We start from the raw sequence: 20,780 nt of genomic DNA on the forward strand, positions 1-20,780 counted from the left end.
GCTACCCGGCTCCGGTGATCCCCGGCTAGCGTCGGTGAGGTCGAAGATCCGCGACGGACAGGAGGTGGTGACCGTGGCGCACGCGGCACCCCGGCTGGGCGAGTTCCTCCGGGCCCGGCGCGCCCTGACCCGGCCGGACCGGCACGGCATCCCGGACGGCGACCGGCGCACGCCCGGGCTGCGCCGGGAAGAGGTCGCCATGCTGGCCGGCGTCAGCACGGACTACTACACCCGGCTGGAACAGGGCCGCGACACCCACCCCTCGCCGCAGGTGGTGACGGCCCTCGCCGACGCCCTGCTGCTGGACGACGAGGCCGCCGCCTACCTCCGCGGCCTCGCCGCACCGGCGAAACCACGCAAAGCCCGGCCCGAGCACCCGGCACCGGGACTCGTGGCCCTGCTCGACGCCTGGCCCCACACCCCGGCCCTGGTCTACGGCCGGTACTTCGACCTCCTGGCCGTCAACCCGCTCGGCGAAGCGCTGTTCTCCTGGCTGCGCGGCGAACGGAACCTGCTGCGCGGCATCTTCCTCGAGCCCGGCGCCCGCGTCTTCTACCGCGACTGGGCGAAGATCGCCGAAGGCTGCGTCGCCGCCCTCCGCGCGGCCAACCCGGACCCCGACGACGCCCGCCTCACCGAACTGGTGGGCACGCTGTCGGTCGGCAGCCCCGACTTCGCCCGCCTGTGGGGCAAGCACGAGGTCCGGGCCAAGACCGCGACGGTCAAGCACTTCCACCACGAACTCGCCGGGGACCTGACCCTGCGGTTCGAGAACCTGGCCGTCACCAGCGCGCCGGGGCAGCACCTCGTCGTCTACCACGCTGAGCCGGGCAGCCCGGCCGCCCACGCGCTAGCCCTGCTGGCCGGCTACGCCCTCTCCCCCGCGGACGACCCGTCCGGCCGATAACCGGCCTGCCGTCGCACGATCACGGAGCACACTCATGTCTGTCTGGTTCATCACCGGCGCGTCCCGCGGCTTCGGCCGGGCGCTCACCGACGCCGCCCTCGTCGCGGGCGACCAGGTCGTCGCGGCCGCGCGGAACCCACCGCCCGGCGACCCGGCCGGGCCGCGGCTCGACGTCCGCCTCGACGTCACCGATCCGGCCCAGGCCGAGGCCGCCGTCGCCGCGGCCGTCGAACGGTTCGGCCGCATCGACGTGCTCGTCAACAACGCCGGCTACGGGCTCTTCGGCGCCGTCGAGGAGGTGCCGGACGCCGATGTGCGCGCGCTGTTCGACACCAACGTCTTCGGCCTGCTGAACGTCACCCGCGCCGCGCTGCCGGTGTTGCGGGCCCAGGGCGCGGGCCACGTCGTGAACATCAGCTCCAGCGCGGGGTTCGCCTCCGGCGCGGGCCGCGGCCTCTACAGCGCGGCCAAGTTCGCCGTCGAAGGCCTCAGCGAGGCGCTGCGCGCGGAGGTCGGGCCGCTCGGGATCGACGTCACCGTCGTCGAGCCCGGCTCGTTCCGCACGGACTTCCTCGCCCCCGCCAGCCGTCGCCAGGTCGCGGTCACCGTGCCCGCCTACGCCGGCAGCGTCGGCGCCGTGACGTCGGCGATCGAGAAGAACGACGGCCACCAGCCCGGCGACCCGGCCCGCGCGGTCACCGCCATCCGCCGCCTGGTCACGGCCGCGGAGCCGCCGCTGCGGCTGCAGCTGGGCAGCGACTGCGTCCGGCTCGTGGAGGACAAGCTGGCCACGGTCGCCGGCGAACTCGACCAGTGGCGCGAACTGGCCACCTCCACCGACTACCGGTGAGCCGAGCGGCGTTCCACCGGGTGGACTAAACCGGATCACCCCGGCGCGCGTGCACCGGTCGTCAGCACGACCGGACCCGGAGGCACGACCATCAGCAGTGATTTCCACGCCGACCCCGAGGCGATCAAGAAGCTCGGCGCGCTGGCCGGGCGGGCCGGCGCCGCGGCCGGGCTCTACCGGGCGGCCGCCACCGCCGGGCCGAACGAGTGGGGTGAGGGGCTGCTCGGCAAGCTCGCCGCGCCGCTCGACCGGTGGCAGGAGCTCGCCGTCGCCAACGGGGGCAAGGCCGAGTCCCTCGCGGACTCCTACGACACCACGCTCGTCGCCGTGGCGAAGCTGTACCGCGAGACCGACCACGAGGCCGCCGCGAAGGCCGACGCGGCCTACCCGGACTCGCTGTCCGAACGGGTCGCGCCCGACGACGTCGCCTCCCCCGAAACCGCGGCGTCCTTCACCGACTTCGACAACGCGTCCCGCAACCCGCGGCACCCCGAGCTCGAGTACACCGGCCCGGACAACCCGGGCGAGGACGCGTTCGGCGGCTGGAACATCGAGGTCCAGCGCATCGCCGACGACATCGCGGGCGGGGCGTCGATCTCCGGGGCGGCGCGGGGCCTGCTGACGAAGCTGGTCGGGATCGACCTGCTGACCGTCGTCGAGAAGCTGGTGGCCGGCGACTGGGACGCGCTGCTGCGGCAGGGCATGGTGTTCGAGGACACCGGGCTCGCGTTCGCCAAGATCAAGCAGAACGTCGACCGCGGGCGTTTCGGCATCCAGGAGCGCTGGACCGGGCACGCCGGCGAGGCCGCGCGCGCCTGGCTGACCGACTACTCCCACGCCTGCGCGGAACACGCCAGGTTCTGCACGGAGGCCGGCCAGAAGATCAAGAACTTCGCCCGCGCGGCCTACGACGCCATGCAGGCGCTCGACATCGCGCTCGAAGGGCTGCTCGACGCGTTGCTCGGCAAGGTCTTCAAGCTCGGCAAGGCCCTGGAGATGTTCCTGCTGGGCATCGCCGGCCTGGGCGACGGCGAATCCGTGCGCCAGGCGATCGCCGGGATCATGACCGAGGTGACCCCGCTGCGCACCGCCATCGACGCGCTGAACACGCTGGCGCACACGATCGCGTCGATCTCCGAACTGGTAGCGGGCAACGGCGAAATCGCCGCGAAGGCCTGGCCCGGCGAACCGTACAAGCACCCGGGGACGTGACGTGGAGATCTCACCGTGGCGAACGCAACGGGGCCGGCTCGCGAGGCACAACCAGCTGGTGCTGCTGGCCCGCGGCGAGGGCGACCTGGCCGACTTCGCCCGCGACGTCCTGGCGGGCCACGCGAAGCCGGAAGACCTGCTGTACCGCTCGTACCTGTCCGAGGAAACGCTGGAGGCGGCCCACGCGGGCATCGACGAGTGGCACGCGCTGCCCGAGGCCGAGAAGCAAGCGGCCCTCGACGGGGCGGAAGCCGGAGTCCGGGAGGAGATCGCGGCGTTGGCGGCGCTCGATCTTGCGGAGCCGGAGGTCGCCCCGGAGGACGACGACTATGACGGCGGGTTCCGGAGATCCACCTGGTGAGCGGGCCTACCCCAGCCGACCGATGTCTGCTCGGTCGATCGAGCGCAGGGCATCGGCGGGCGTACGGTCCGTCGCTTCGGCGAGGGCCGTGACCGCAGCTGCCGCCAGCGCGGTCAGGTTCAACGCCGCTACCACCGCGTTCTCCCGGACGGCGGCGTCGATGATGTTGTGGACATCCGCGTCCTCGTCGGCGAGGTAGGCCGCTACGCCTTCGACCGCGGCGCGGCGCATGGCTTCCCGGTTCCTTCGTTCGCTGCTCGGCACTCCGCCAGTTTCCTCCTCGGCGCCTTCACCGGCCGCTGACCGGTCGTCCGGCGTGCTCACCGGTCGGCGGACCAGTCGCCCAGGGCGGCGATGGCGGCGTCGATGAGGGTGACGTCGGGCGGGGCGTGCTCGATGGTGCTGCGGTAGTACAGCGGGCCGATCGTCAGGGCTGCGGCGTTGCGGCTCGCCAGTGCCAGGGTGAGCTCGCCGCGCGTCTGGGCGTCGTCCAGGGCGGTTGCCAGGCGGTCGGTGAGGATGGCCGCGAACTGTGCGCGGCGGGCGTCCATGTTCTCGTCCCACAGGGCCGTGTTGGCCAAGGTCGTGGACACGGCGCGGACGTCGTCCAGCTCGAGCTGGCGGGCGATCGCGGTCAGCTCCCGGCGCAGCCACTCCCGGGTGGGCGTGGTGGGCTGGTCGAGGAACGGCATCGGGACGGTGGCCATGGCCTCGAGGAGCAGCGGTTCGGCCTGCGGCCAGTGGCGGTAGACCGTGGCGCGGCCCACCCCCGCGCGGTCGGCGACCTGCACGTGCGTCACCGCGGTCGGGCCGCTCTCCAGCAGCAGCTCGCGGGCGGCGTTCAAGATCGCTTCCCGGCTTCGCACGGATCGGGGGTCTGTCTCACTGGTCACGAGCCGATCCTATGAGACAACTTGACTCGAAGCACGGCGAGTGTGCATGATGGCGGTATGAGACATCCTGTATCACAGATGACCGTGACGGTACTCGGAGCGACCGGGGCCACCGGACGCCACGTGGTGTCCACGGCACTCCGGCGCGGGCACCACGTGGTCGCGCCGGTCCGCCGGGCGGGGACGTTCGCGCCGCACGAAAGGCTTGACGAAGTGAGCTGGCCCGAGGTCACCGACGTCCCGGTCCTCACCCGCGCCCTGCCGGGCACGAGCGTGGTGATCAGCGCGCTGGGCGGCGCCGGCACCGGGCCGACGACGGTGTGCACCGACGGCGTCCGCTCCGCGGTCACCGCGATGAAGGCGGCGGGGGTGGACCGCCTGATCGCCCTCAGCGCGCACGGCGTGCTCGAGACGCACGACAAGTCGCTGTACTCCTTGGCCGTGTGGGCGAACGTCGCCGAACGCATGCGCGACAAGGAAACGATGGAGCCGCTCATCACCGCCTCCGGCCTGGACTGGACGATCGTGCGGCCGCCGAAGCTGGCCGACCACGACGAGATCGGGAAGTACCGGGCCGGCACCGACCTGCGGATCCGGTTGTGGAGCTCCATCGGCCGCGCCGATCTCGCCGCGTTCCTGCTCGACGAGGCCGAAACCCCGCGGTACGCCCACGCCTACCCGCGGATCAGCCGGTGACCGCCGCCGTCCCCGACCTGACCGGGAAGGTCGCCGTCGTCACCGGCGCGACCGGTGGCATGGGCCAGGTCATCGCCGCCGGCCTCGTCCGCGCGGGTGCGCACGTGCTCACCGTCGCCCGCGATCCCGCTCGTGCCCACGCTTTGCGCGCACTCCTCGGCGCCCAGGCGAACCGGCTCGACGTCATCCCCGGCGACCTGTCCCGGCGCGCCGACGTCGTCACCGCGGCGAAGTCCATCCTGGACCGGCACGACCGGATCCACGTCCTCGTCAACAACGCCGGCGCGCACTTCTCCGAACACCGCATCTCGGCCGACGGCGTCGAGATGCACATCGCCCTCGACTACCTCGCCGCCTTCGGCCTCACCACCCTGCTGGACGCGGCGCTGCGCCGCGGCGGGGCCCGCGTGGTGAACGTCGCCAGCGACACCCTCAACGACACCCGGCAGATCAAGCTCGCCGGCAAGCCGCGGCCGGCGACCCTCGACCTGACCGGCGTCGACGACCTCGCGGAACTCAACCCCGCGGCCGGTTTCGCGCCCTTCGAGGCCTACGCACGCGCCAAGCTGATGACCGTCACCGCCGGCTACGCCCTCGCCCGCGACCTCGCCGCCGACGGGGTGACGGTCAACGCCCTGCACCCGGGCATCGTCGCCACCGACATCATCGACGACCTCGTGCCCCCGTTGCTACGCCCCATGCGCACCCTGATCCGCCGCAGCCTGCTCACCCCCGCCGAAGGAGCGCAAAGCGCCACACGCATCGCGACCGACCCCGCCATGGCCGATGTCACCGGCCGCTACTTCAACCGTGACAAGGAAGCGAGCACTCCCCCGGTGTCCCACGACCCCGCGACCCAGCGGAAACTCCTTGCGCTGAGCCAGAACCACTTCGCCGGCTGAGGACCGGCGACGCGCTCAGATCACCGTGGTGCCGCCGTCGACGACCAGCTCCATGCCGTTGACGTAGCTCGAGTCGTCCGAGGCGAGGAACAACGCGACCGACGCGATCTCCTCGGGGCGGCCCATCTCCCGCCGCGGGATCACGGACTCGAACTGCGCCTTCGTCTCCTCGTCCATCACCTCCGCCAGGATCGGCGTGGCGACCTGGCCGGGGGTCAGCACGTTCACCCGGATCTTCCGGTCCCGCAGCTCGGCCACCCACACCCGGGCGTAGGCGGGCAGCACGGCCTTGCTCGCCGCGTACACACTCCACTCGGGATAGCCCCGCAGCGACGCGTTCGACCCGGTCATGACGATCGAGCCGCCGTCGTTGAGCAGCGGAAGCGCTTTCTGGATCGTGAACAGCGTGCCGCGCGCGTTCAGCGAGAAGGCGGCGTCGAACTGCTCCGGGGTGATCTCGCCGAGCTTGCCCTGCTCGCCCGTCCCGGCGCTCGCCCACACCACGTCGACCGAACCCTTCTCCCGCTTGACCGTCTCGAACAACCGGTCCAGGTCGTCGAGGTCGGCCGAATCACCCTGGACGCCGGTGACGTTCCGGCCGATCAGCTTGACGGCGTCGTCCAGCGCGTCCTTCCGCCGGCCCGAAATGAAGACGTGCGCCCCTTCGTCGACGAACAGCTTCGCACCGGCCAGCGCCATCCCGCTCGTCCCGCCGGTGATCACCGCGACCTTGCCATCGAGCTTTCCCACGACTGCTCCATCCACTCGCTGTGCCGATGTTATGTACACCGATCTGAGTACCTAACGTAGCGAGCAGGCGGGCCGGACGCAAGCTATGCACACCGAGCGGTACCCAAGTGCGCTAAGCTGGGGATGTGACAGAGGTGGAGAAGGGACCGCGAGGCCTGCGGCGCGGCCGGGGCGCCCGCGAGCGCATCCTCAGCGCGTCACAGCAGCTGTTCCGTGACCAAGGCATCAACGGCACCGGCATGGACCAGCTCTGCGCGGTGGCCGAGGTGTCCAAACGCACGCTGTACCAGCACTTCGCCGGCAAGGACGAGCTGATCGCCGAAGGCCTGCGCCGATTCGACCCCGAGATCCTGCCCGAAGTGTTCGACCGCACCGACCTCACACCTCGCGAACGGCTCCTCGCCGTGTTCGACGTGCACTCGCCCCTGTGCCCCTTCATCGCGGCGGCCGTCGAAATCCCCGACCCGGGCCACCCGGCACGCGTGCACGCCCGTGACTACAAACTCGGCTTCGCCGCCCGGCTCACCGAGGCCGCCCGCGAGGCCGGCGCCCCCGACCCGGAACAGCTCGGCGAGCAGCTGGCGCTGCTCCTGGACGGCGCCTCGGCCCGCAGCCGGGTCCTCGACGCCGAAGCGTTCACCACCGCCGCCGCCGCCGCGGCCGTCCTCGTCGACAACGCCATCCCCGCGGCAGCGGCCGAGTAGCACGGCCAACGCCGCTCGCCAAAAGCGTGTAGATCCGGGCCGTTGTCCCCCGGGAGAGCTACTCGGGCTGCCCACTCCGGGGTGACGTTCGCGCGGTCCCGCCCTCGCTACCTTCAGCGCCGTCAAAACCATTGAACGGCGGAGGGCGAGCACCATGAGGAAGACACGCGGGTCACGGTTCGCGGCGGCTTTGGCGGTGACCACGCTGACCGTTCTCGGCGTGGCGGCGTGCGACAGCGCGAACGACGAAGACAGCCCGGCCCAGCCCGCGGCGCTCGCGTGGGGACCGTGCCCGGCGGCGGCGCCGGGCACGACCCGGGATCCCCGGCTCACCTGCGCGAAGGTGAAGGTACCGCTGGACTACAGCCGGCCGGACCGCGCGTCGATCGAGGTCGTCATCTCCCGGCTGGGGGCCGCCGATCCCGCCAAGCGCCACGGCGTCCTGCTGCTGAACCCGGGTGGTCCGGCGCTGCCGGGGCTCGACACACCCGGCACGATGGCCCCGACGCTGCCGAAACCCGTCCTGGACGGCTACGACCTGATCGGCTTCGACCCGCGCGGAGTCGGGACCAGCACCCCGCAGAGCTGCGGCCTCGAGAACCCCAGCGTCGCCGCCCTCTTCCCGTACCCCGCCGCCGACGGCTCGATCGACGCGAACGTCCAGGCCGCCCGGGCCACGGCCGCCAAGTGCGCCGCCACGGCCGGGGAGAACCTGCGTTACTTCACCACCGCCAACACCGCCCGCGACCTCGACCGCGTCCGGGAAGCCTTGGGCGAAGCCAAGATCTCGTACTGGGGCCAGTCCTACGGCACCTACCTCGGCACCGTCTACAGTGCACTGTTCCCGGACCGCACCGACCGCGTGATCCTCGAAGGCAACGTCGATCCCGCCCACGTGTGGGCCGGCGAAGCGGCGAGCTGGAGCAAGGGCATGGCCGAGCGGTTCCCCGACGCGGCCGCCGTCGCCGCCGCGCAGAACGGCGCCCTCGGGCTCGGCGCCACCCCCGCCGAGGTCACCCGGACCTACCTCGCGCTCGCCGACCGGCTCGACCACCAGCCGGCGCCGGTCCCGGGCACGCCACAGTCGTTGAGCGGGGCGATGCTGCGCGGCGTCACCTACGCGCTGCTGATCCACAACAACACCCTGCCGGTGCTCGCCCAGGTCTGGAAGGCCGCCGGCGACCTGGCCGACGGGCGGGTCACCGACGCCGACGGCGCGGTGCTCAAGCAGGTGTTCGCCGACGGCCCGGCCGCCCCGGGTGTCCCCGCGGACAACCAGGCGACCATGTTCCTGGCCCTCACCTGCGGCGACGCCGAGTGGTCCCACGACGTCGGCGCCTACGCCCGGGCCACCGCCGCCGACCGCACGGCCTGGCCGCTGACCGCGGGCATGCCGGCGAACATCTGGCCGTGCGCGTTCTGGCCGCAACCGGTCGAGAAGCCGGTCACCGTGACCGGCCAGGGCCCGCGCAACACCCTGATCCTGCAGAACCGCCGTGACCACGCCACACCGTGGGACTCCGGCCTCGGGCTGCGCCACGCGCTGGGCAACCGCGCCGCCTTCGTCGGCGTCGGCAACGGCGGGCACTACGTCTACCACGAAGGCTCGGCCTGCGCGGACACCGCCACCACGGCCTTCCTGGACACCGGCCGGCTGCCGGAGAAGGACCTCGACTGCACCGACGTCACGACGCAGTGATCGCCCCGGCGCGGGCGGCCTGCCTCGACGGGGGCCGCCCGCGCCCTTGACTCTCAACCCGCTCGAGATCCCATAGCGACGGTATGAAAGAGCTTTACGCATCGGAGACGTCGCCGCCGCGCTCACCGAGGGCGGCTTCCGGCAGTACGACGTGCACGCCATCGCCCGGCTCGCACCCACCTGCGGCTGGTCGAGGACCAGCTGCGGCAGTTCTAGGCCCGCCGAGCCGTGCTGCGGACCGTCAGGCGGCAGCAGACCACGACGGAACAGGTCAGCCTGCTGCACAAGCTCGTGTCGATGTCCGAGTCGACCGGGCTGAAACTGCTGACCAGGTACCACTCCCTGGTGGCGACGATCAACGGCACGCCCCAGCCGGACCCGGACCCGGGCAAAGCGTCGGCGCTGCGCGAGTGGCCGGCCGCCGCTCTGCGGTGCTCAGCGGAATCCGGACCGAAGTGCCGTCGCCGCAGCTGATTCACGCGCTCGCGGGCGGCCGAGGTCCGGCGCGCCTCCACTTTCCCGGGCGCCGCAACGGGAACGGCCCGGTATCGCTAGGCTCCCGGCCATGCCGACACCGGACCGTCTCCGGAACCGCTGGGCGCGCGTGCCGCCGGAGATCCGGGACCGGGCGCTCGCCGCGAGCGTCACGGTCGCCGCGTTCGTCCCGGCACTGGCGATGCTCGGCGCCCAGTTCGGCGACCTGCCGCGGCACGACGGCGGTTTCGCGGCGGTCGTGCTGGTGCTCGGGCAGACGCTCCCGCTGGCCGGCCGCAGCCGGTGGCCCGCGGCGACTCTCGCGGTCATCGCGACGTCTTTCGCCGCGCACGAAGTGCTCGCCTACTCCCCCACGATCGCCAGTCTCGCGCTGTACTTCGCGCTCTACTCGGCGGGAGCGCGCGAAGAGCGGTTCCGCTGGGCCCTGCCCGCGGCGGTGACAGCGGGGTACGTCGTCTTCGCGCTCCTGGTCACCTGGCGCGGGTCCCCGTCGGGCGTGCTGATCTACCTCGTCTACTACGGGGTGCTGGCGCTGTTCTGGCTGCTGGGCACGGTGGTGCGGCAACGGCGGTGGCAGGAGGTGCAGCGGCGGCGGCTCACCGCCCGGGCCGCGGCGGCCGAGGAACGCGCGCGGCTCGCCCGCGAACTGCACGACGTCGTCACCCACCACGTGACGGCCATGGTTGTGCAGGCCGACGCCGCGCGGTACCTCCCGCCCGAGCGCTTTCCCGCGGTACTGGCCACCATCACCGGCTCGGGCCGCGACGCCCTCACCGAACTGCGGTTCCTGCTCGGGGTTCTCGAAGCGACCGGCGCGCGCACGCCGGGCCTGGACGCCTTGCGCGGCCTCGTCGAGCAGCCGGGGCGGGTGGTCGAGCTGGTGGAATCGGGCGAACGCCGGGTGTGGCCGGCGGACACCGAGCTGACGGCGTACCGGATCGTGCAGGAGGCGCTGACCAACGCGGCCAAGTACGCCGCCGGCCGGCCCGCCACCGTGCGCGTCGGTCACGGCGCCGACCACCTCGAGATCGAGGTGACCACCCGCGGCCCGGCGACCGACGCCGGCGTGCTCGGCTCCGGCGGCCGCGGGCTCGCCGGGCTGCGCGAGCGCGTCGACGCGCTCGGCGGCCGGTTCACCGCCGGACCGTCGGGCGACGGGTTCCGTGTCAGCGCCGCGTTCCCCACGGCCGAAGCGCTGCAACGACGGGGGAACGCGGACCCAGTGGACCGCGGGGTCGGTGTTTTGGTGGCACGGAGGACAAAACCGCACCCGGATGACGTCGCGGAAGCAGGTCCGCCGGACTAGGCTCGGATCCGGAGTCCCAGCGAAACTCTTCGACAGTCACGGTGAACGCGGACCCGAGGGAGCTATCTACGTGGTCGAGACGCACGACATCGCCCGCCCGCCCGCCGAGCTCAGCGCCGCCCTCGCGGCCATCGGCAGCGCGACGGCCAGCGGCGAGCTCAGCCGCATGGGCATCCGCAGCGCGTTCATCAGCGGCCCGGTCTCGGTGACCCCCGGCGTGCGCGTGGCCGGACCGGCGCTGACGCTGCAGTTCCTGCCGAAACGGGAAGACCTCTACCCCGTCGAAGAATACGAAGAACCGGAGAAGCAGCTGCACCGGCACGTCATGTACCACGCCCAGCCCGGCGACATGATCGTCGTCGACGCGCGCGGCGACATGAGCAGCGGTGTGTTCGGCGAGATGATGCTGACCTACTTCAAGGGCCGCGGCGGCGCCGGCGTCGTGGTCGACGGCTGTCTGCGCGACACCGGCGAGGCCAAGCAGCTCGGCCTCGGGCTGTGGATCCGGGGCGCCACACCGAACTTCCACACCCAGACCGGCATCGTCCCGGCCGCCGTCAACGTGCCGGTTGCGTGCGGCGGCACCCTCGTCGAGCCGGGCGACATCGTCGTCGCCGACGACGACGGGGCGGTCGTGGTGCCGGTCAAGCTCGCCCCCGCCCTGGTGGCCCACGCCCAGGAACACGCGGAATGGGAGGAGTTCTCCCGGATCCGGCTGGCCGAGGGCGGCGACATGCGGCTGTACTACCCGCTGTCGGACGAGGCCCGGCCCGAGTACGAGCGGTGGCGCGCCCGGCGGGGCCCGGCCTGACAGCGCTTTCAGCTCCACAGCCGGTCGTGGCTCGACTCCCCGTCCCAGTGCGTCGTCTCGGCGAAGAACACCGGATCACGGGGGTCGAGGTGGCGGCGCAGCAGCTCCTCGTCGACGTCGCCGAACCCCAGTCCCGGCGTGTCCGGCACCGTGATGTGGCCGTTCCGGATCAGCGGGCGGGGCAGGCCGGTGACGAGATCGCTCCAGAACCCCACCTCGGCCGCGTGGTGTTCGAGGGCGAGGAAGTTCTCGGTGGCGGCGGCCAGGTGCACGCACGCCATCGTCGCGATCGGCGACGCCGCCAGGTGCAGCGCCATCGCGATCCCGCGTTCCTGCGCGTGGTCGCCGATCCGCTTGGTCTCCGCGATGCCGCCCGCCGTCGCCGGGTCGGGGTGCGCGACGCGGATGGCGCCCGCGTCCAGCAGCGGCCGGAAGCCCTCGAGCAGGTAGATGTCCTCCCCCGTGCACGTCGGGACGTCGACGGCGGTGGTGAGCTGCCGCCACTGGTCGGTCAGCTGCCACGGGATCAGGTCCTCGATCCACGCCAGCGTGAACGGCTCCAGCGCGCGGGCGATCCGGATGGCGGAGTCGAGGGCGATGTGGCCGAAGTGGTCGGCGGCGAGCGCGATGTCGTAACCGACGACGGAGCGGACGATGTCCACATAGGACACCAGGTGGTCGACGCCCTTCGCGGTGACCTGGATGCCGGTGAACGGGTGCATCGTCGTGGCGTCCTCGCGGGCACCCGGCGGCGCGATCAGCGCGCCCGGCACGTCCCACAGCAGGTCGATGCCCACGTCCATCTTCAGCATCGTGAACCCGCGCTGCTTGCGGTCCAGCAGCCGGACGCCCATCGCGCGCGGGTCCGGCAGCGACGGCGTGTCCGCGTAGCAGCGGATCTCGTCCCGGAACCGGCCGCCGATCAGCGCGTACGCGGGTACGCCGTACGCCTTGCCCGCCAGGTCCATCACCGCCATCTCGACGCCGGAGACCCCGCCGCCTTGGCGGCCGTGGAACCCGAACTGCTTGATCTTGCGGAAGATCTTGTCGACGTCGCAGGGGTTCTCCCCGACGAGCCGGCTCTTGAGCATGAGCGCGTAGGTGGCGCTGGCCCCGTCACGCACCTCCCCGTAACCGGACAGGCCCTGGTTGGTGTCGATCCGGATGATCGACGAGCGGAACGGCACCCCGGCCACGTTGGCCACCCGCAGGTCGGTGATGCGCAGCTTGCTCGGCCGGGACGCCGTCGCGACGTGCTCCTCCGTGATCCCGCTCATCCCTTCACCGCTCCCGCGGTGAGCCCCTCGGTCAGGAACCGCTGCCCGAACCCGTACATGAGCACGACCGGGATGCTGACCAGCAGCGACGCGGCGGCCAGCTGCCCCTGCGGGACGACGTCGCCGAAGATCATCGACTGCATGCCGACCGGCAGCGTCTTGTAGTCGTCCTTGGTGATGAACACGAAGGCGAACAGGAACTCGTTCCACGCGTTGGTGAGCGTGAACAGCGCGACCGCGAGCAGGCCCGGTTTCGCCAGCGGCAGCACGATCCGGCGGAACGCCCCGAACCGCGTGCAGCCGTCGACCAGCGCGGCCTCCTCGAGCTCGGCCGGGATCGACTTGAAGTAGCCGACGAGCAGCCACGTCGCGAACGGCAGGGTGAACGTGGGGTAGGCGAGCACGAGCGACCACAGCGAGTCGTTGAGCCCGATCCCGCTCATCAGCTGGTAGAGCGGGATGAACAGCAGCGCGCCCGGCATCACGTAGGTGAGCAGGATCGTCACCGTGAAGCTCTCCGAACCCCGGAACTTCAGCCGGGCCAGCGCGTAGCCGGCCAGCGCGGCGCAGACCAGGGCGATCACGGTGGACGCCACCGACACCAGGATCGTGTTGAGGTACCAGGTGCCGAACGCCCGGCCCGAGAACAGGTTGGTGAACTGCTCGGTGCTCCACGGCGTCGGCCAGAGGTCGTCGCCGCGCGCGACGATCTGGTCGTCGGACTTGAAGGCCGTGACCGTCATCCAGTAGATCGGGGCGAGCACGAAACCCAGCAGGCCGGCGAGCGCGACCCCCGAGCCGCCGCCGGCGACCAGGCGGGCGGCCAGCCGGTTGCCGCGCGCGGCGAGCGTCGAGACGACCCGGCCGACGGCGGCCGCGAGCACCACGAACACGCCCAGCACGAGCGCGGCCTTCCAGACGATCTGCGGCGACGCCCAGACCAGTACGAGCACCGAGCCCGCGACGATCACCCACGGCAGCGCCCGGCGCTGGACGGTACTCAGCCGCCGGCGCCCCATATCCGCCGCGCCCGGCTGGTCGCTGCGGCGCATCATCCGCACGAGGATCACCACGAGGACGGCGATGATCGGCAGCATGACCAGCGTGACCGCGGCGCCCGCGCCCAGCTGCAGCTGCTGGATGGCCTTCGAGTAGGCCACCATCACGTACGGCGCGGTGGCGTCGCCCGGTCCACCCTGGGTCATCAGCCAGATCAGGTCGAAGTTGTTGAACGTCCAGATCGACGACAGCAGCACCGTCACGATCATGACCGGACGCAGCCCCGGCAGCGTGATGTGCACGAAGCGCTGCCACGACGAGGCGCCGTCCACCATCGCCGCCTCGTGCAGGCCGCTGTCGATGGCCTTGAGGCCGGCGAGGAACGTCACCGTGAAGAACGGGACGCCCTTCCAGACGTTGACCAGGATGACCGCCGGCAGCGCGAGCGCGGGATCGGACAGCCACTCCGCGGGCCACTTGTCGACGAGCCCGATCGCGGCGAGGGCGGGCCCGATCCCGGAGTCGGTGAGCAGGACGTTGACGCTGCCGAAGATCGGGTCGAGCAACGAGCGCCAGGTGAAGGCCGTGACGACCGTCGGGATCACCCACGGCAGCAGGATCACCCCGGCGATGATCGCCCGGCCGCGGCGCATGTGGTGCAGCATCAACGCCGCGATGAGGCCGAAGACCACCTTGAAGATCTCGGCGTAGGCGGTGAAGACGAACGAGTTGAGCACGCCCTTGTGGAACACGGAGTCGTCGATGAGGGCGGTGTAGTTGTCCAGCCCGACGAAGACCGTGTCCGCGCCGTGGCGCTCGGTGGCGCTGGTGACGACCGAGCTGATGATCGGGACCAGGATCAGGCCGGCGACCAGCACCAGCGTCGGCCCGATGAACACCGCCGCGAGGCGCCAGTCGCGCCCGAGCCGCCGCTGGGTCGGGGTGAGCGAGGACGACGCGCCCGGCGCCGGACGGGCCGGCGCCGGGGGTGTCCTCTTCGGACGCAGGACGGTCACTGCCGGTAGCCCTGTTGCTCGAAGATCTGGACGATCCGGGTGTGGGTCGAGGCCACGGCGTCGGCCGGCCGGGTGCCCTGGATGACCGACTGCATCATGTCGGTCAGCAGGTAGGCGGCGGTGGCGGCCTGCTCGCCGGGGCTCGGCGCCTGCGGGAAGGCGTACCCGGTCTTGGTCTTGATCGGGAGCGCCGCGCGGGTCTGCTCGCGCAGCGCGGCGAAGGCCGGGTCACCGGTGGTGTAGTACGGGTCGGAGTCCCACACCTTGTCCCACGAGGGATTCACCAGGCACGGCGCTTCCTTCGCGACACCGAGCAGGGCGCTCCCGCCGACCATGAACTTCGCGACCAGCTTGGCGAGGTCGGGGTTCTTCGCCCCCTTGAACACGACGAACGAGTTGGACTCGCCGTACGCGAGCGGCCGGTCGAGCGCCGGTCCGGTGGCGCCGTTGAACGGGTGGGTGTTGGCGTAGACCGGGTTCTTCTTGGTCTTCGAGTCGGCGTAGACGCTGAACTGGTTGAGCGTGAGCCCCAGGATCTGGGCCAGCCAGTTCTCGTTGTTGCTCGAGTCGGTCCAGCTGCCGATCCCGGGCGGCAGCATCGGCGCGTACTTCGGGTTCGTGTAGATGTCGCCGATGAACGTGACGGCTTCGACGGTTTCCGGCGAGTTGAACGTCACCTTCGTGCCGGTGTTGTCCGCGATCGCCCCGCCGTAGGTGTTGATGACGTTCGCGATGAAGCCGTTGGCGTCGCCGGAGCGGTTCACCGTGAGCCCCCAGCCGAAGCGCCGCTTCGCCGGGTCGGAGACGGCCAGCGCGTTGTCGCGCAGCTCTTCCCACGAGTAGTAGGGCTTGAGCGGGAGACCCTTTTCCTGGTACCAGTCCTTGCGCAGGTACATCCCGGTCGCGATGAAGTGGTACGGGATCGCGAACCAGCGCCCGTCGAACACGCAGTAGTTGGCCGCCTCCGTCGCGGGCTCCCCGTAAAGCGCTTTCATCTCGGTGACCACGTCGGTGACGTCGGTGAGGGCGCCGAGGTTGTGGAGCTGGCCGACGAACCGCCGGTCGCTCATGAAGGCCAGGTCGCGGTTGGTGCCCGCCTTCACCTCGGCGTCCATCTTCGCGACCATGTCACCGGCGTCGCCGGAGACCAGGTCGTTGCGGACCGTGGTGCCGGTGGCCTGCGCGAACACCTGCAACGACTTGTCCAATGCCTTGTTCGCGGCCTCGGAGTACAGCTTCTGCGAGAGCATCCCCGCCGACCCGCCGCGCAGCGCGGCCGCCTGGTCGAGCAGCGCCTTCGGCACCTGGACGTCGACCTGCGGCGCGGGTGCGGGGCCGCTCCCGCACCCGGCGAGACCGAGCACGCCCAGCGCGCTCACTCCCGCGCTCATCCCGAGGAACGTGCGTCTCGACAGGTCCGTTTTCTCTTCCATGACAACTCCTCTCGCGTCCGATCGAGCGGACGCGTACCGACGGGGCGACGGTGCAACCGGCGGGACAGCGAGGCGAGCGCCCCGCTGCGGGTCGTTCATGCGGCGAAGGACGCCGAACTGTTGCGGGCGATATGGAGAACGCCGAAGCGGGCGTCGCGCGGGTCGTCGCGGTGGAAGAAGTTCTCGCCCAGTAACAAGGTTCGGTCCGGATGTCCGGCCGCCGGTGCGAGGAAACACGCGTCGACGTGGTCGCGGGCGAGCGGGCGACGGGGCTCGACGGCACGGGCCGGCGGCCGGCGGCCCGCACGTGCGACGTCCGGTCCGGGGCCGGTCGGTCCCGGCCGGATCGGCGGGATCGCGGGTGCTGCCATGCCTCGTCCGTCCTCGTCGTCGGTTCCGGATCCCGGTCGTGCGGTGTGGCTAGCGCCGCCGGGTGGCTCGCTTGGTTCGCTGTGTCTGCGCGATGAGCGTGGAGTTGTTGCTCAGGTGCTTGCGCATCGCCGCGCGGGCCCGTTCCGGGTCGCGCGCCACGAGCGCCTCGTAGATCTCCGTGTGGTCGGTGGTGGCGCAGCGCAGCGCGGCCGGCCCCTCGTTGGTGATGCGCCGGCTGGCCGTGCCGAGCCAGCGGGCGGAGTACATGATCCGGTCGAGGATGCGGTTGTCGGCCGCCCGGCAGATCTCCATGTGGAACTCGTGGTCGACCTCGAGGTAGGCCTCGGGATCCGCCTCCAGCACCGACATGCGGTCGATCTCGGCCCGGAGCCGGGCCAGCGTCTCGTCCGTGACGGTGGCCGCGGCCATCGCGGCGAGTTCCGGTTCGAGCAGCACGCGCAGCTGGTGCAGCTCCTGCAGCAGCTCGCCGACGATCTCCGCGGGCAGCCACTCGATCAGCAGCGGGCTCAGGTAGTCCCACTCCGCGCGGGGACGCACGACGACGCGGCGGCCCTGCGCGACATCGACGATGTCGAGTGAGGCGAGGATCTTGAGCGTCTCCCGCGCCACCACACGGGACACCCCGAACTCCTGGGAGATGTCGAGCTCCGACGGGGCCCGGCCCTCCTCGAACTCGCCGCTGACGATGCGCCGGGTCAGGTGGGCCGCCACCTGCACCGGCAGAGTCCGGACCTTGACAGCGTCCTGTGACTCTTGTCTCCTTTGCATGTCATCAGCTTATAGGACAAGTTGGACCTCGCGACAGTCCATTCGTACGCACTACCCGGCGGCGGGAGAACAATGCGGATCGTGAACGTCACGACGGCGGTGGTGGCCTACCACGGTCAGGCCACGCTGGTGCGGATCGACACCGACGAAGGCATCAGCGGGTTCGGCGAGGCCAATCCCGACGCCGGTGCGGGCGCCGTCGTCGGGATGATCGGCTTCCTGGCGCCCCTCCTGATCGGCGAGGACCCGCGCAACGTCGAGCGGTGCTGGGAGAAACTGCGCCGTAGCAAGGTTTTCGCGGGTGTCCAGGGCGGAGTGTCCGTGATCGCGCTGTCCGGGATCGAGCTCGCGCTGTGGGACATCGCGGGCAAGGCCGCGGGCCAGCCGGTCTACCGGTTGCTCGGCGGGAAGTTCCGCGACCGGATCCGCCTCTACGCCGACTGCGGCGACGGCGACGACCCGGCGGGCTCGCTCGCCGGGTGCGTCGACCGGGCCCAGCGGATGGTCGCCGAAGGCTTCACCGCCATCAAGTTCGACATCGACAACCTGCGCCACCCGGCCAAGTTCGACGATTTCAACCACACGATCAACGCCGCCGAGCTGCGCTCGATGGTCGAGCGCGTGGCCGCCGTCCGGGAAGCGATCGGACCGGACGTCGATCTGGCCATCGACCTCCACGCGCGCTACGACGTGCCGAGCGCGTGCCGGATTTCGTGGGAGCTCGAGCCGTTCCACCTGATGTGGCTGGAAGAACCGCTGCCGGCGGAGAACATCGACGCGCTGGTGCGGGTGCGGGAGCAGACCCGCACGCCGATCTGCGCGGGCGAGAACCTCTACCTGCGGTGGGGATTCCGCGAATTGCTCGAACGCGGCGCCGTCGACGTCATCGAACCTGACGTGCCGAAGTGCGGTGGTCTCGCCGAGGCCAAGAAGATCGCCAACCTCGCGGAGCTGCACTACATCCCGTTCGCACCGCACCTGGTGTCGACGCCGCTGGGCACGATGGCCACGTCGCACATGTGCGGCGCGATCCCCAACTTCCTGGTCCAGGAATGGCACGCCCTGGAGGAGCGCGCGGTGTGGGACAGCTACGTCCACGCCCCCGACGGGAGCGGCTCGATCGTCAAGGACGGTTACATCACGCTTCCCGACACGCCCGGCGTCGGCGTGGAGCTCGACATGGACGGCGTCCGGGCCCACGCCGTCGCGGGCTACGGGGTGTTCGAGTAGCCGGTCACGCGAGCCGGCCCGGGCACCGTCCGCGCGGTCAGTACACAGTGGAGGGTCAGCCCTGGGCGTTCCGGCTCCGGTAGGCCGCGACGCTGGCGCGGTGGGCGCAGGTCCGGGTGCAGTACTGCTTCGAGCCGTTGCGCGAGAGGTCCACGAAAGTGCCCCGGCAGTTCGACCCGGCGCACACGCCGAGACGGGCCGGGCCGAGCGTGGCGATCACGGCGGCGAGCGCGCTGAGCGTGGTCGCGGCCAGGTGCGCCGAGCAGCGGTCGGTGTCGGCGGTGACCTCGGTCCACCAGCGGTCGTGCTCGTGGCGCAGCGCCGGGGTGGCGCGGCTGCGACGCAGGCCGTCGTTGATCAGCGCCGCGGTTCCGGCCGCGTCGGTGGTGGCTCGTTCGAGCACGGCGCGCACCGTCTCGCGCACCTCGCGGACCTCCGCCAGGTCGGTGCCAGTGAGCCGCCGTGGACCGGTCCCCTGCTCCCCGGCCAGACCGGCTGGGGAATGGGCGTCGAGGAAGTCCCGGAGCTGCGCCACGGTCTCGAGCGCGTCCTCCCCCTTGATCGGCTTCCAGGTGTTGGCGAGATCGACGGCCGCCTGGACCGCCGCGTCGGTGTAACACGCATCGAGCATTTGACGTGTCTCCTCACCGTTCCGTAACGTGACATCCAAAGCAGCTGTCACGTGTCACACCATACCGAGAGGAGACGACGATCCGAGCGGACGGGGCCCTCAGCGGCGAAACGGACCACTCCCCGGACGGGCGCCGGCTGGGGCTGGTCCTGGGATTGCTGGTGCTGCCCCAGTACGTCGCACTGGGCGCGCCGTCGGTGGCACTGCCGGCCATCGGCCGCGGGCTCGCGGTGCCGTTCGGGGCCACGGCCTGGATCCTCGCCGCGTGGTCGCTGACCTCCGCGCTCGCGATGCCGGTCGCAGGCCGGCTGATGGGCCGGTGGAGCCCCTTCCGGGTCCTCGTCGCCGGGGTCGTGACCCTCGCCGCGGGCTCGGCGCTCGCGGGAGCCGGCCCGACGCTGCCGGTCGTCATCGCCGGCCGGCTGCTCGGGGGCGCCGGGGCGGGCGCGACCGTGATCGCCGTCTTCGCCGCGGTCACCGCCCTTCCCGGGCGGGAACGGATCCGGGCGCTGGGGATCATCGCCGCCGCCAGCGCGACGGCGTCGGCGTGCGGGACCCTGCTGGGCGGGGCGGTCACCGCCTGGCTGGGGTGGCGTGCCGTGCTCGCGATCCCGTTCGTCGCACTGCCGCTCCTGCCGGCCGCGTGGGCGAGCAGGCGCTCGTTCGCGCGGACCGGCGGCGAGCCGGCCGGGCGGTTCGACGTCGCCGGCGCGGCCGTGCTGTCGGTGCTCGCCGGCGCGGTGATCACACTGCTGCAGGCGCACTCGGTCGGCCTGCCCGCTCCGGTGACGCTCGTCGTGGCCGCCGCCGGCGTGCTCGCCGCCGTCGGGCTGTGGTGGCGCGTGCGGCGCACGCCCGACGGGTTCGTGCCCCGCCGGGTGATCACGGCCCGCGGCTTCCTGCCCGCCGGCGTCATCGGCGGGACGGTCTTCGCCGGCTACTACGGGGTGCTGTTCCTCGCCCCGTCCCTGATCGAGCAGGCCACGGGCGGCGGCGCCCTGGAAGCCGGCGCGCTCCTGGTCCCGGCCGCCGCCTGCTCGGTACTGGCCGGGCGGCTGGTCGGCACCCTGACCGGCCGGCTCCCCGGCTGGCGGATCTCGGCCGGGCTGGCGGCCCTCACCGTCGTCGGCGTGCTCGTGGTCGCGGTCTTCACCGGGCCGGTTCCGGTCGTCGCCGGCACGGCGCTGACCGTGTGCGGGTTCGCCGGCGCGCAGGCCGTGCTGGTGGGCCTCGCACCGGAACTGGTCGACGCGCGCGACCGCGACACCGCACAGGGCCTGCTCACCTTCATGATCTTCCTGGGCGGCGGGATCGGCCCGGCCGCGGTCGCGGGCCTGTCCGGCGTCGTGCCGGTGCCGGTGGCCCTCGCCGCGCTCGCGGCCCTGCCGCTGGCCGGACTCGTCCTCAGCCTGACCCGGCGCCCCGGCGCCTGACCCGCATCCGATCC

The 20,780-nt window shown here is 71.8% G+C and carries 22 protein-coding genes; 13 read left to right on the forward strand and 9 right to left on the reverse strand.

The window, feature by feature from the left end:
- Nucleotides 1-34: 34 nt before the first annotated feature.
- From OG570_RS37475 to OG570_RS37490, 4 genes are all read left to right on the forward strand, one after another.
- Nucleotides 35-907: a helix-turn-helix transcriptional regulator gene (locus tag OG570_RS37475; RefSeq protein WP_326949288.1), complete on the forward strand. Its 873-nt coding sequence runs from the start codon at nucleotides 35-37 to the stop codon at nucleotides 905-907.
- A gap of 34 nt (nucleotides 908-941) precedes the next feature.
- Nucleotides 942-1,757, forward strand: coding sequence for an oxidoreductase (locus OG570_RS37480; protein WP_326953569.1), 816 nt, complete (start codon nucleotides 942-944; stop codon nucleotides 1,755-1,757).
- A gap of 327 nt (nucleotides 1,758-2,084) precedes the next feature.
- Nucleotides 2,085-2,969 carry a hypothetical protein gene (locus OG570_RS37485; protein WP_326953570.1) on the forward strand — a complete coding sequence of 295 codons (885 nt, stop codon included), beginning with the start codon at nucleotides 2,085-2,087 and terminating at the stop codon, nucleotides 2,967-2,969.
- 1 nt (nucleotide 2,970) lies between these two features.
- A complete protein-coding gene (locus OG570_RS37490; RefSeq protein WP_326953571.1) occupies nucleotides 2,971-3,330 on the forward strand; it encodes a hypothetical protein in 360 nt (119 codons plus the stop codon).
- Nucleotides 3,331-3,336: 6 nt separating this feature from the next.
- On the opposite strand, the gene OG570_RS37495 is transcribed toward OG570_RS37490, so the two are convergent.
- Nucleotides 3,337-3,654: a hypothetical protein gene (locus tag OG570_RS37495; RefSeq protein ID WP_326953572.1), complete on the reverse strand. Its 318-nt coding sequence runs from the start codon at nucleotides 3,652-3,654 to the stop codon at nucleotides 3,337-3,339.
- A complete protein-coding gene (locus OG570_RS37500) occupies nucleotides 3,651-4,223 on the reverse strand; it encodes a TetR/AcrR family transcriptional regulator (RefSeq protein ID WP_326953573.1) in 573 nt (190 codons plus the stop codon). The genes OG570_RS37495 and OG570_RS37500 overlap by 4 nt, the downstream gene beginning before the upstream one ends.
- Before the next feature lie 78 nt (nucleotides 4,224-4,301).
- Between OG570_RS37500 and OG570_RS37505 the strand changes: the two genes are divergently transcribed.
- Both OG570_RS37505 and OG570_RS37510 read left to right on the forward strand, forming a co-directional pair.
- Nucleotides 4,302-4,919: an NAD(P)-dependent oxidoreductase gene (locus OG570_RS37505; protein ID WP_326953574.1), complete on the forward strand. Its 618-nt coding sequence runs from the start codon at nucleotides 4,302-4,304 to the stop codon at nucleotides 4,917-4,919.
- Nucleotides 4,916-5,821 carry an SDR family NAD(P)-dependent oxidoreductase gene (locus OG570_RS37510; protein WP_326953575.1) on the forward strand — a complete coding sequence of 302 codons (906 nt, stop codon included), beginning with the start codon at nucleotides 4,916-4,918 and terminating at the stop codon, nucleotides 5,819-5,821. Before OG570_RS37505 ends, OG570_RS37510 begins: the two co-directional genes overlap by 4 nt.
- Nucleotides 5,822-5,836: 15 nt before the next feature.
- On the opposite strand, the gene OG570_RS37515 is transcribed toward OG570_RS37510, so the two are convergent.
- Complete coding sequence (locus tag OG570_RS37515; RefSeq protein WP_326953576.1) at nucleotides 5,837-6,571, reverse strand: SDR family NAD(P)-dependent oxidoreductase; 735 nt, start codon at nucleotides 6,569-6,571, stop codon at nucleotides 5,837-5,839.
- A gap of 125 nt (nucleotides 6,572-6,696) precedes the next feature.
- Between OG570_RS37515 and OG570_RS37520 the strand changes: the two genes are divergently transcribed.
- From OG570_RS37520 to OG570_RS37540, 5 genes are all read left to right on the forward strand, one after another.
- Nucleotides 6,697-7,275 (forward strand): TetR/AcrR family transcriptional regulator, encoded by a 579-nt coding sequence (locus tag OG570_RS37520; protein ID WP_326953577.1) that lies wholly within the window; start codon nucleotides 6,697-6,699, stop codon nucleotides 7,273-7,275.
- A 154-nt stretch (nucleotides 7,276-7,429) separates the two neighbouring features.
- A complete protein-coding gene (locus tag OG570_RS37525; RefSeq protein WP_326953578.1) occupies nucleotides 7,430-8,974 on the forward strand; it encodes an alpha/beta fold hydrolase in 1,545 nt (514 codons plus the stop codon).
- Nucleotides 8,975-9,202: 228 nt separating this feature from the next.
- Nucleotides 9,203-9,448 carry a hypothetical protein gene (locus OG570_RS37530; RefSeq protein WP_326953579.1) on the forward strand — a complete coding sequence of 82 codons (246 nt, stop codon included), beginning with the start codon at nucleotides 9,203-9,205 and terminating at the stop codon, nucleotides 9,446-9,448.
- Between the two features lie 91 nt (nucleotides 9,449-9,539).
- Nucleotides 9,540-10,775 carry a sensor histidine kinase gene (locus tag OG570_RS37535; RefSeq protein ID WP_326953580.1) on the forward strand — a complete coding sequence of 412 codons (1,236 nt, stop codon included), beginning with the start codon at nucleotides 9,540-9,542 and terminating at the stop codon, nucleotides 10,773-10,775.
- Between the two features lie 70 nt (nucleotides 10,776-10,845).
- The gene (locus OG570_RS37540) at nucleotides 10,846-11,586 is read left to right on the forward strand and encodes a ribonuclease activity regulator RraA (RefSeq protein WP_326953581.1); all 741 of its coding nucleotides are present in this window, start codon (nucleotides 10,846-10,848) and stop codon (nucleotides 11,584-11,586) included.
- 8 nt (nucleotides 11,587-11,594) lie between these two features.
- Here OG570_RS37540 and OG570_RS37545 read toward each other — a convergent pair whose 3' ends face one another.
- The 5 genes from OG570_RS37545 to OG570_RS37565 all read right to left on the reverse strand — a co-directional run bounded on the left by OG570_RS37545 (nucleotide 11,595) and on the right by OG570_RS37565 (nucleotide 17,472).
- A complete protein-coding gene (locus OG570_RS37545; RefSeq protein WP_326953582.1) occupies nucleotides 11,595-12,863 on the reverse strand; it encodes a mandelate racemase/muconate lactonizing enzyme family protein in 1,269 nt (422 codons plus the stop codon).
- Nucleotides 12,860-14,878 carry an ABC transporter permease gene (locus OG570_RS37550; protein ID WP_326953583.1) on the reverse strand — a complete coding sequence of 673 codons (2,019 nt, stop codon included), beginning with the start codon at nucleotides 14,876-14,878 and terminating at the stop codon, nucleotides 12,860-12,862. The genes OG570_RS37545 and OG570_RS37550 overlap by 4 nt, the downstream gene beginning before the upstream one ends.
- A complete protein-coding gene (locus OG570_RS37555; protein ID WP_326949273.1) occupies nucleotides 14,875-16,311 on the reverse strand; it encodes an extracellular solute-binding protein in 1,437 nt (478 codons plus the stop codon). Before OG570_RS37555 ends, OG570_RS37550 begins: the two co-directional genes overlap by 4 nt.
- A 95-nt stretch (nucleotides 16,312-16,406) precedes the next feature.
- Nucleotides 16,407-16,682, reverse strand: a complete 276-nt coding sequence (locus OG570_RS37560) for a hypothetical protein (protein WP_326953584.1) — start codon at nucleotides 16,680-16,682, stop codon at nucleotides 16,407-16,409.
- A gap of 49 nt (nucleotides 16,683-16,731) precedes the next feature.
- Nucleotides 16,732-17,472 (reverse strand): FadR/GntR family transcriptional regulator, encoded by a 741-nt coding sequence (locus OG570_RS37565; protein ID WP_326953585.1) that lies wholly within the window; start codon nucleotides 17,470-17,472, stop codon nucleotides 16,732-16,734.
- A gap of 72 nt (nucleotides 17,473-17,544) precedes the next feature.
- Between OG570_RS37565 and OG570_RS37570 the strand changes: the two genes are divergently transcribed.
- Nucleotides 17,545-18,702 (forward strand): mandelate racemase/muconate lactonizing enzyme family protein, encoded by a 1,158-nt coding sequence (locus OG570_RS37570; RefSeq protein WP_326953586.1) that lies wholly within the window; start codon nucleotides 17,545-17,547, stop codon nucleotides 18,700-18,702.
- A 55-nt stretch (nucleotides 18,703-18,757) separates the two neighbouring features.
- On the opposite strand, the gene OG570_RS37575 is transcribed toward OG570_RS37570, so the two are convergent.
- A complete protein-coding gene (locus OG570_RS37575; protein WP_326953587.1) occupies nucleotides 18,758-19,333 on the reverse strand; it encodes a CGNR zinc finger domain-containing protein in 576 nt (191 codons plus the stop codon).
- Nucleotides 19,334-19,494: 161 nt separating this feature from the next.
- On the opposite strand from OG570_RS37575, the gene OG570_RS37580 reads away from it, so the two are divergent.
- A complete protein-coding gene (locus OG570_RS37580) occupies nucleotides 19,495-20,766 on the forward strand; it encodes an MFS transporter (protein ID WP_326953588.1) in 1,272 nt (423 codons plus the stop codon).
- The last annotated feature ends 14 nt before the right edge of the window (nucleotides 20,767-20,780 follow it).

Origin of the sequence: Amycolatopsis sp. NBC_01286 (genome assembly GCF_035982555.1) — a bacterium.
Classification (GTDB): domain Bacteria; phylum Actinomycetota; class Actinomycetes; order Mycobacteriales; family Pseudonocardiaceae; genus Amycolatopsis.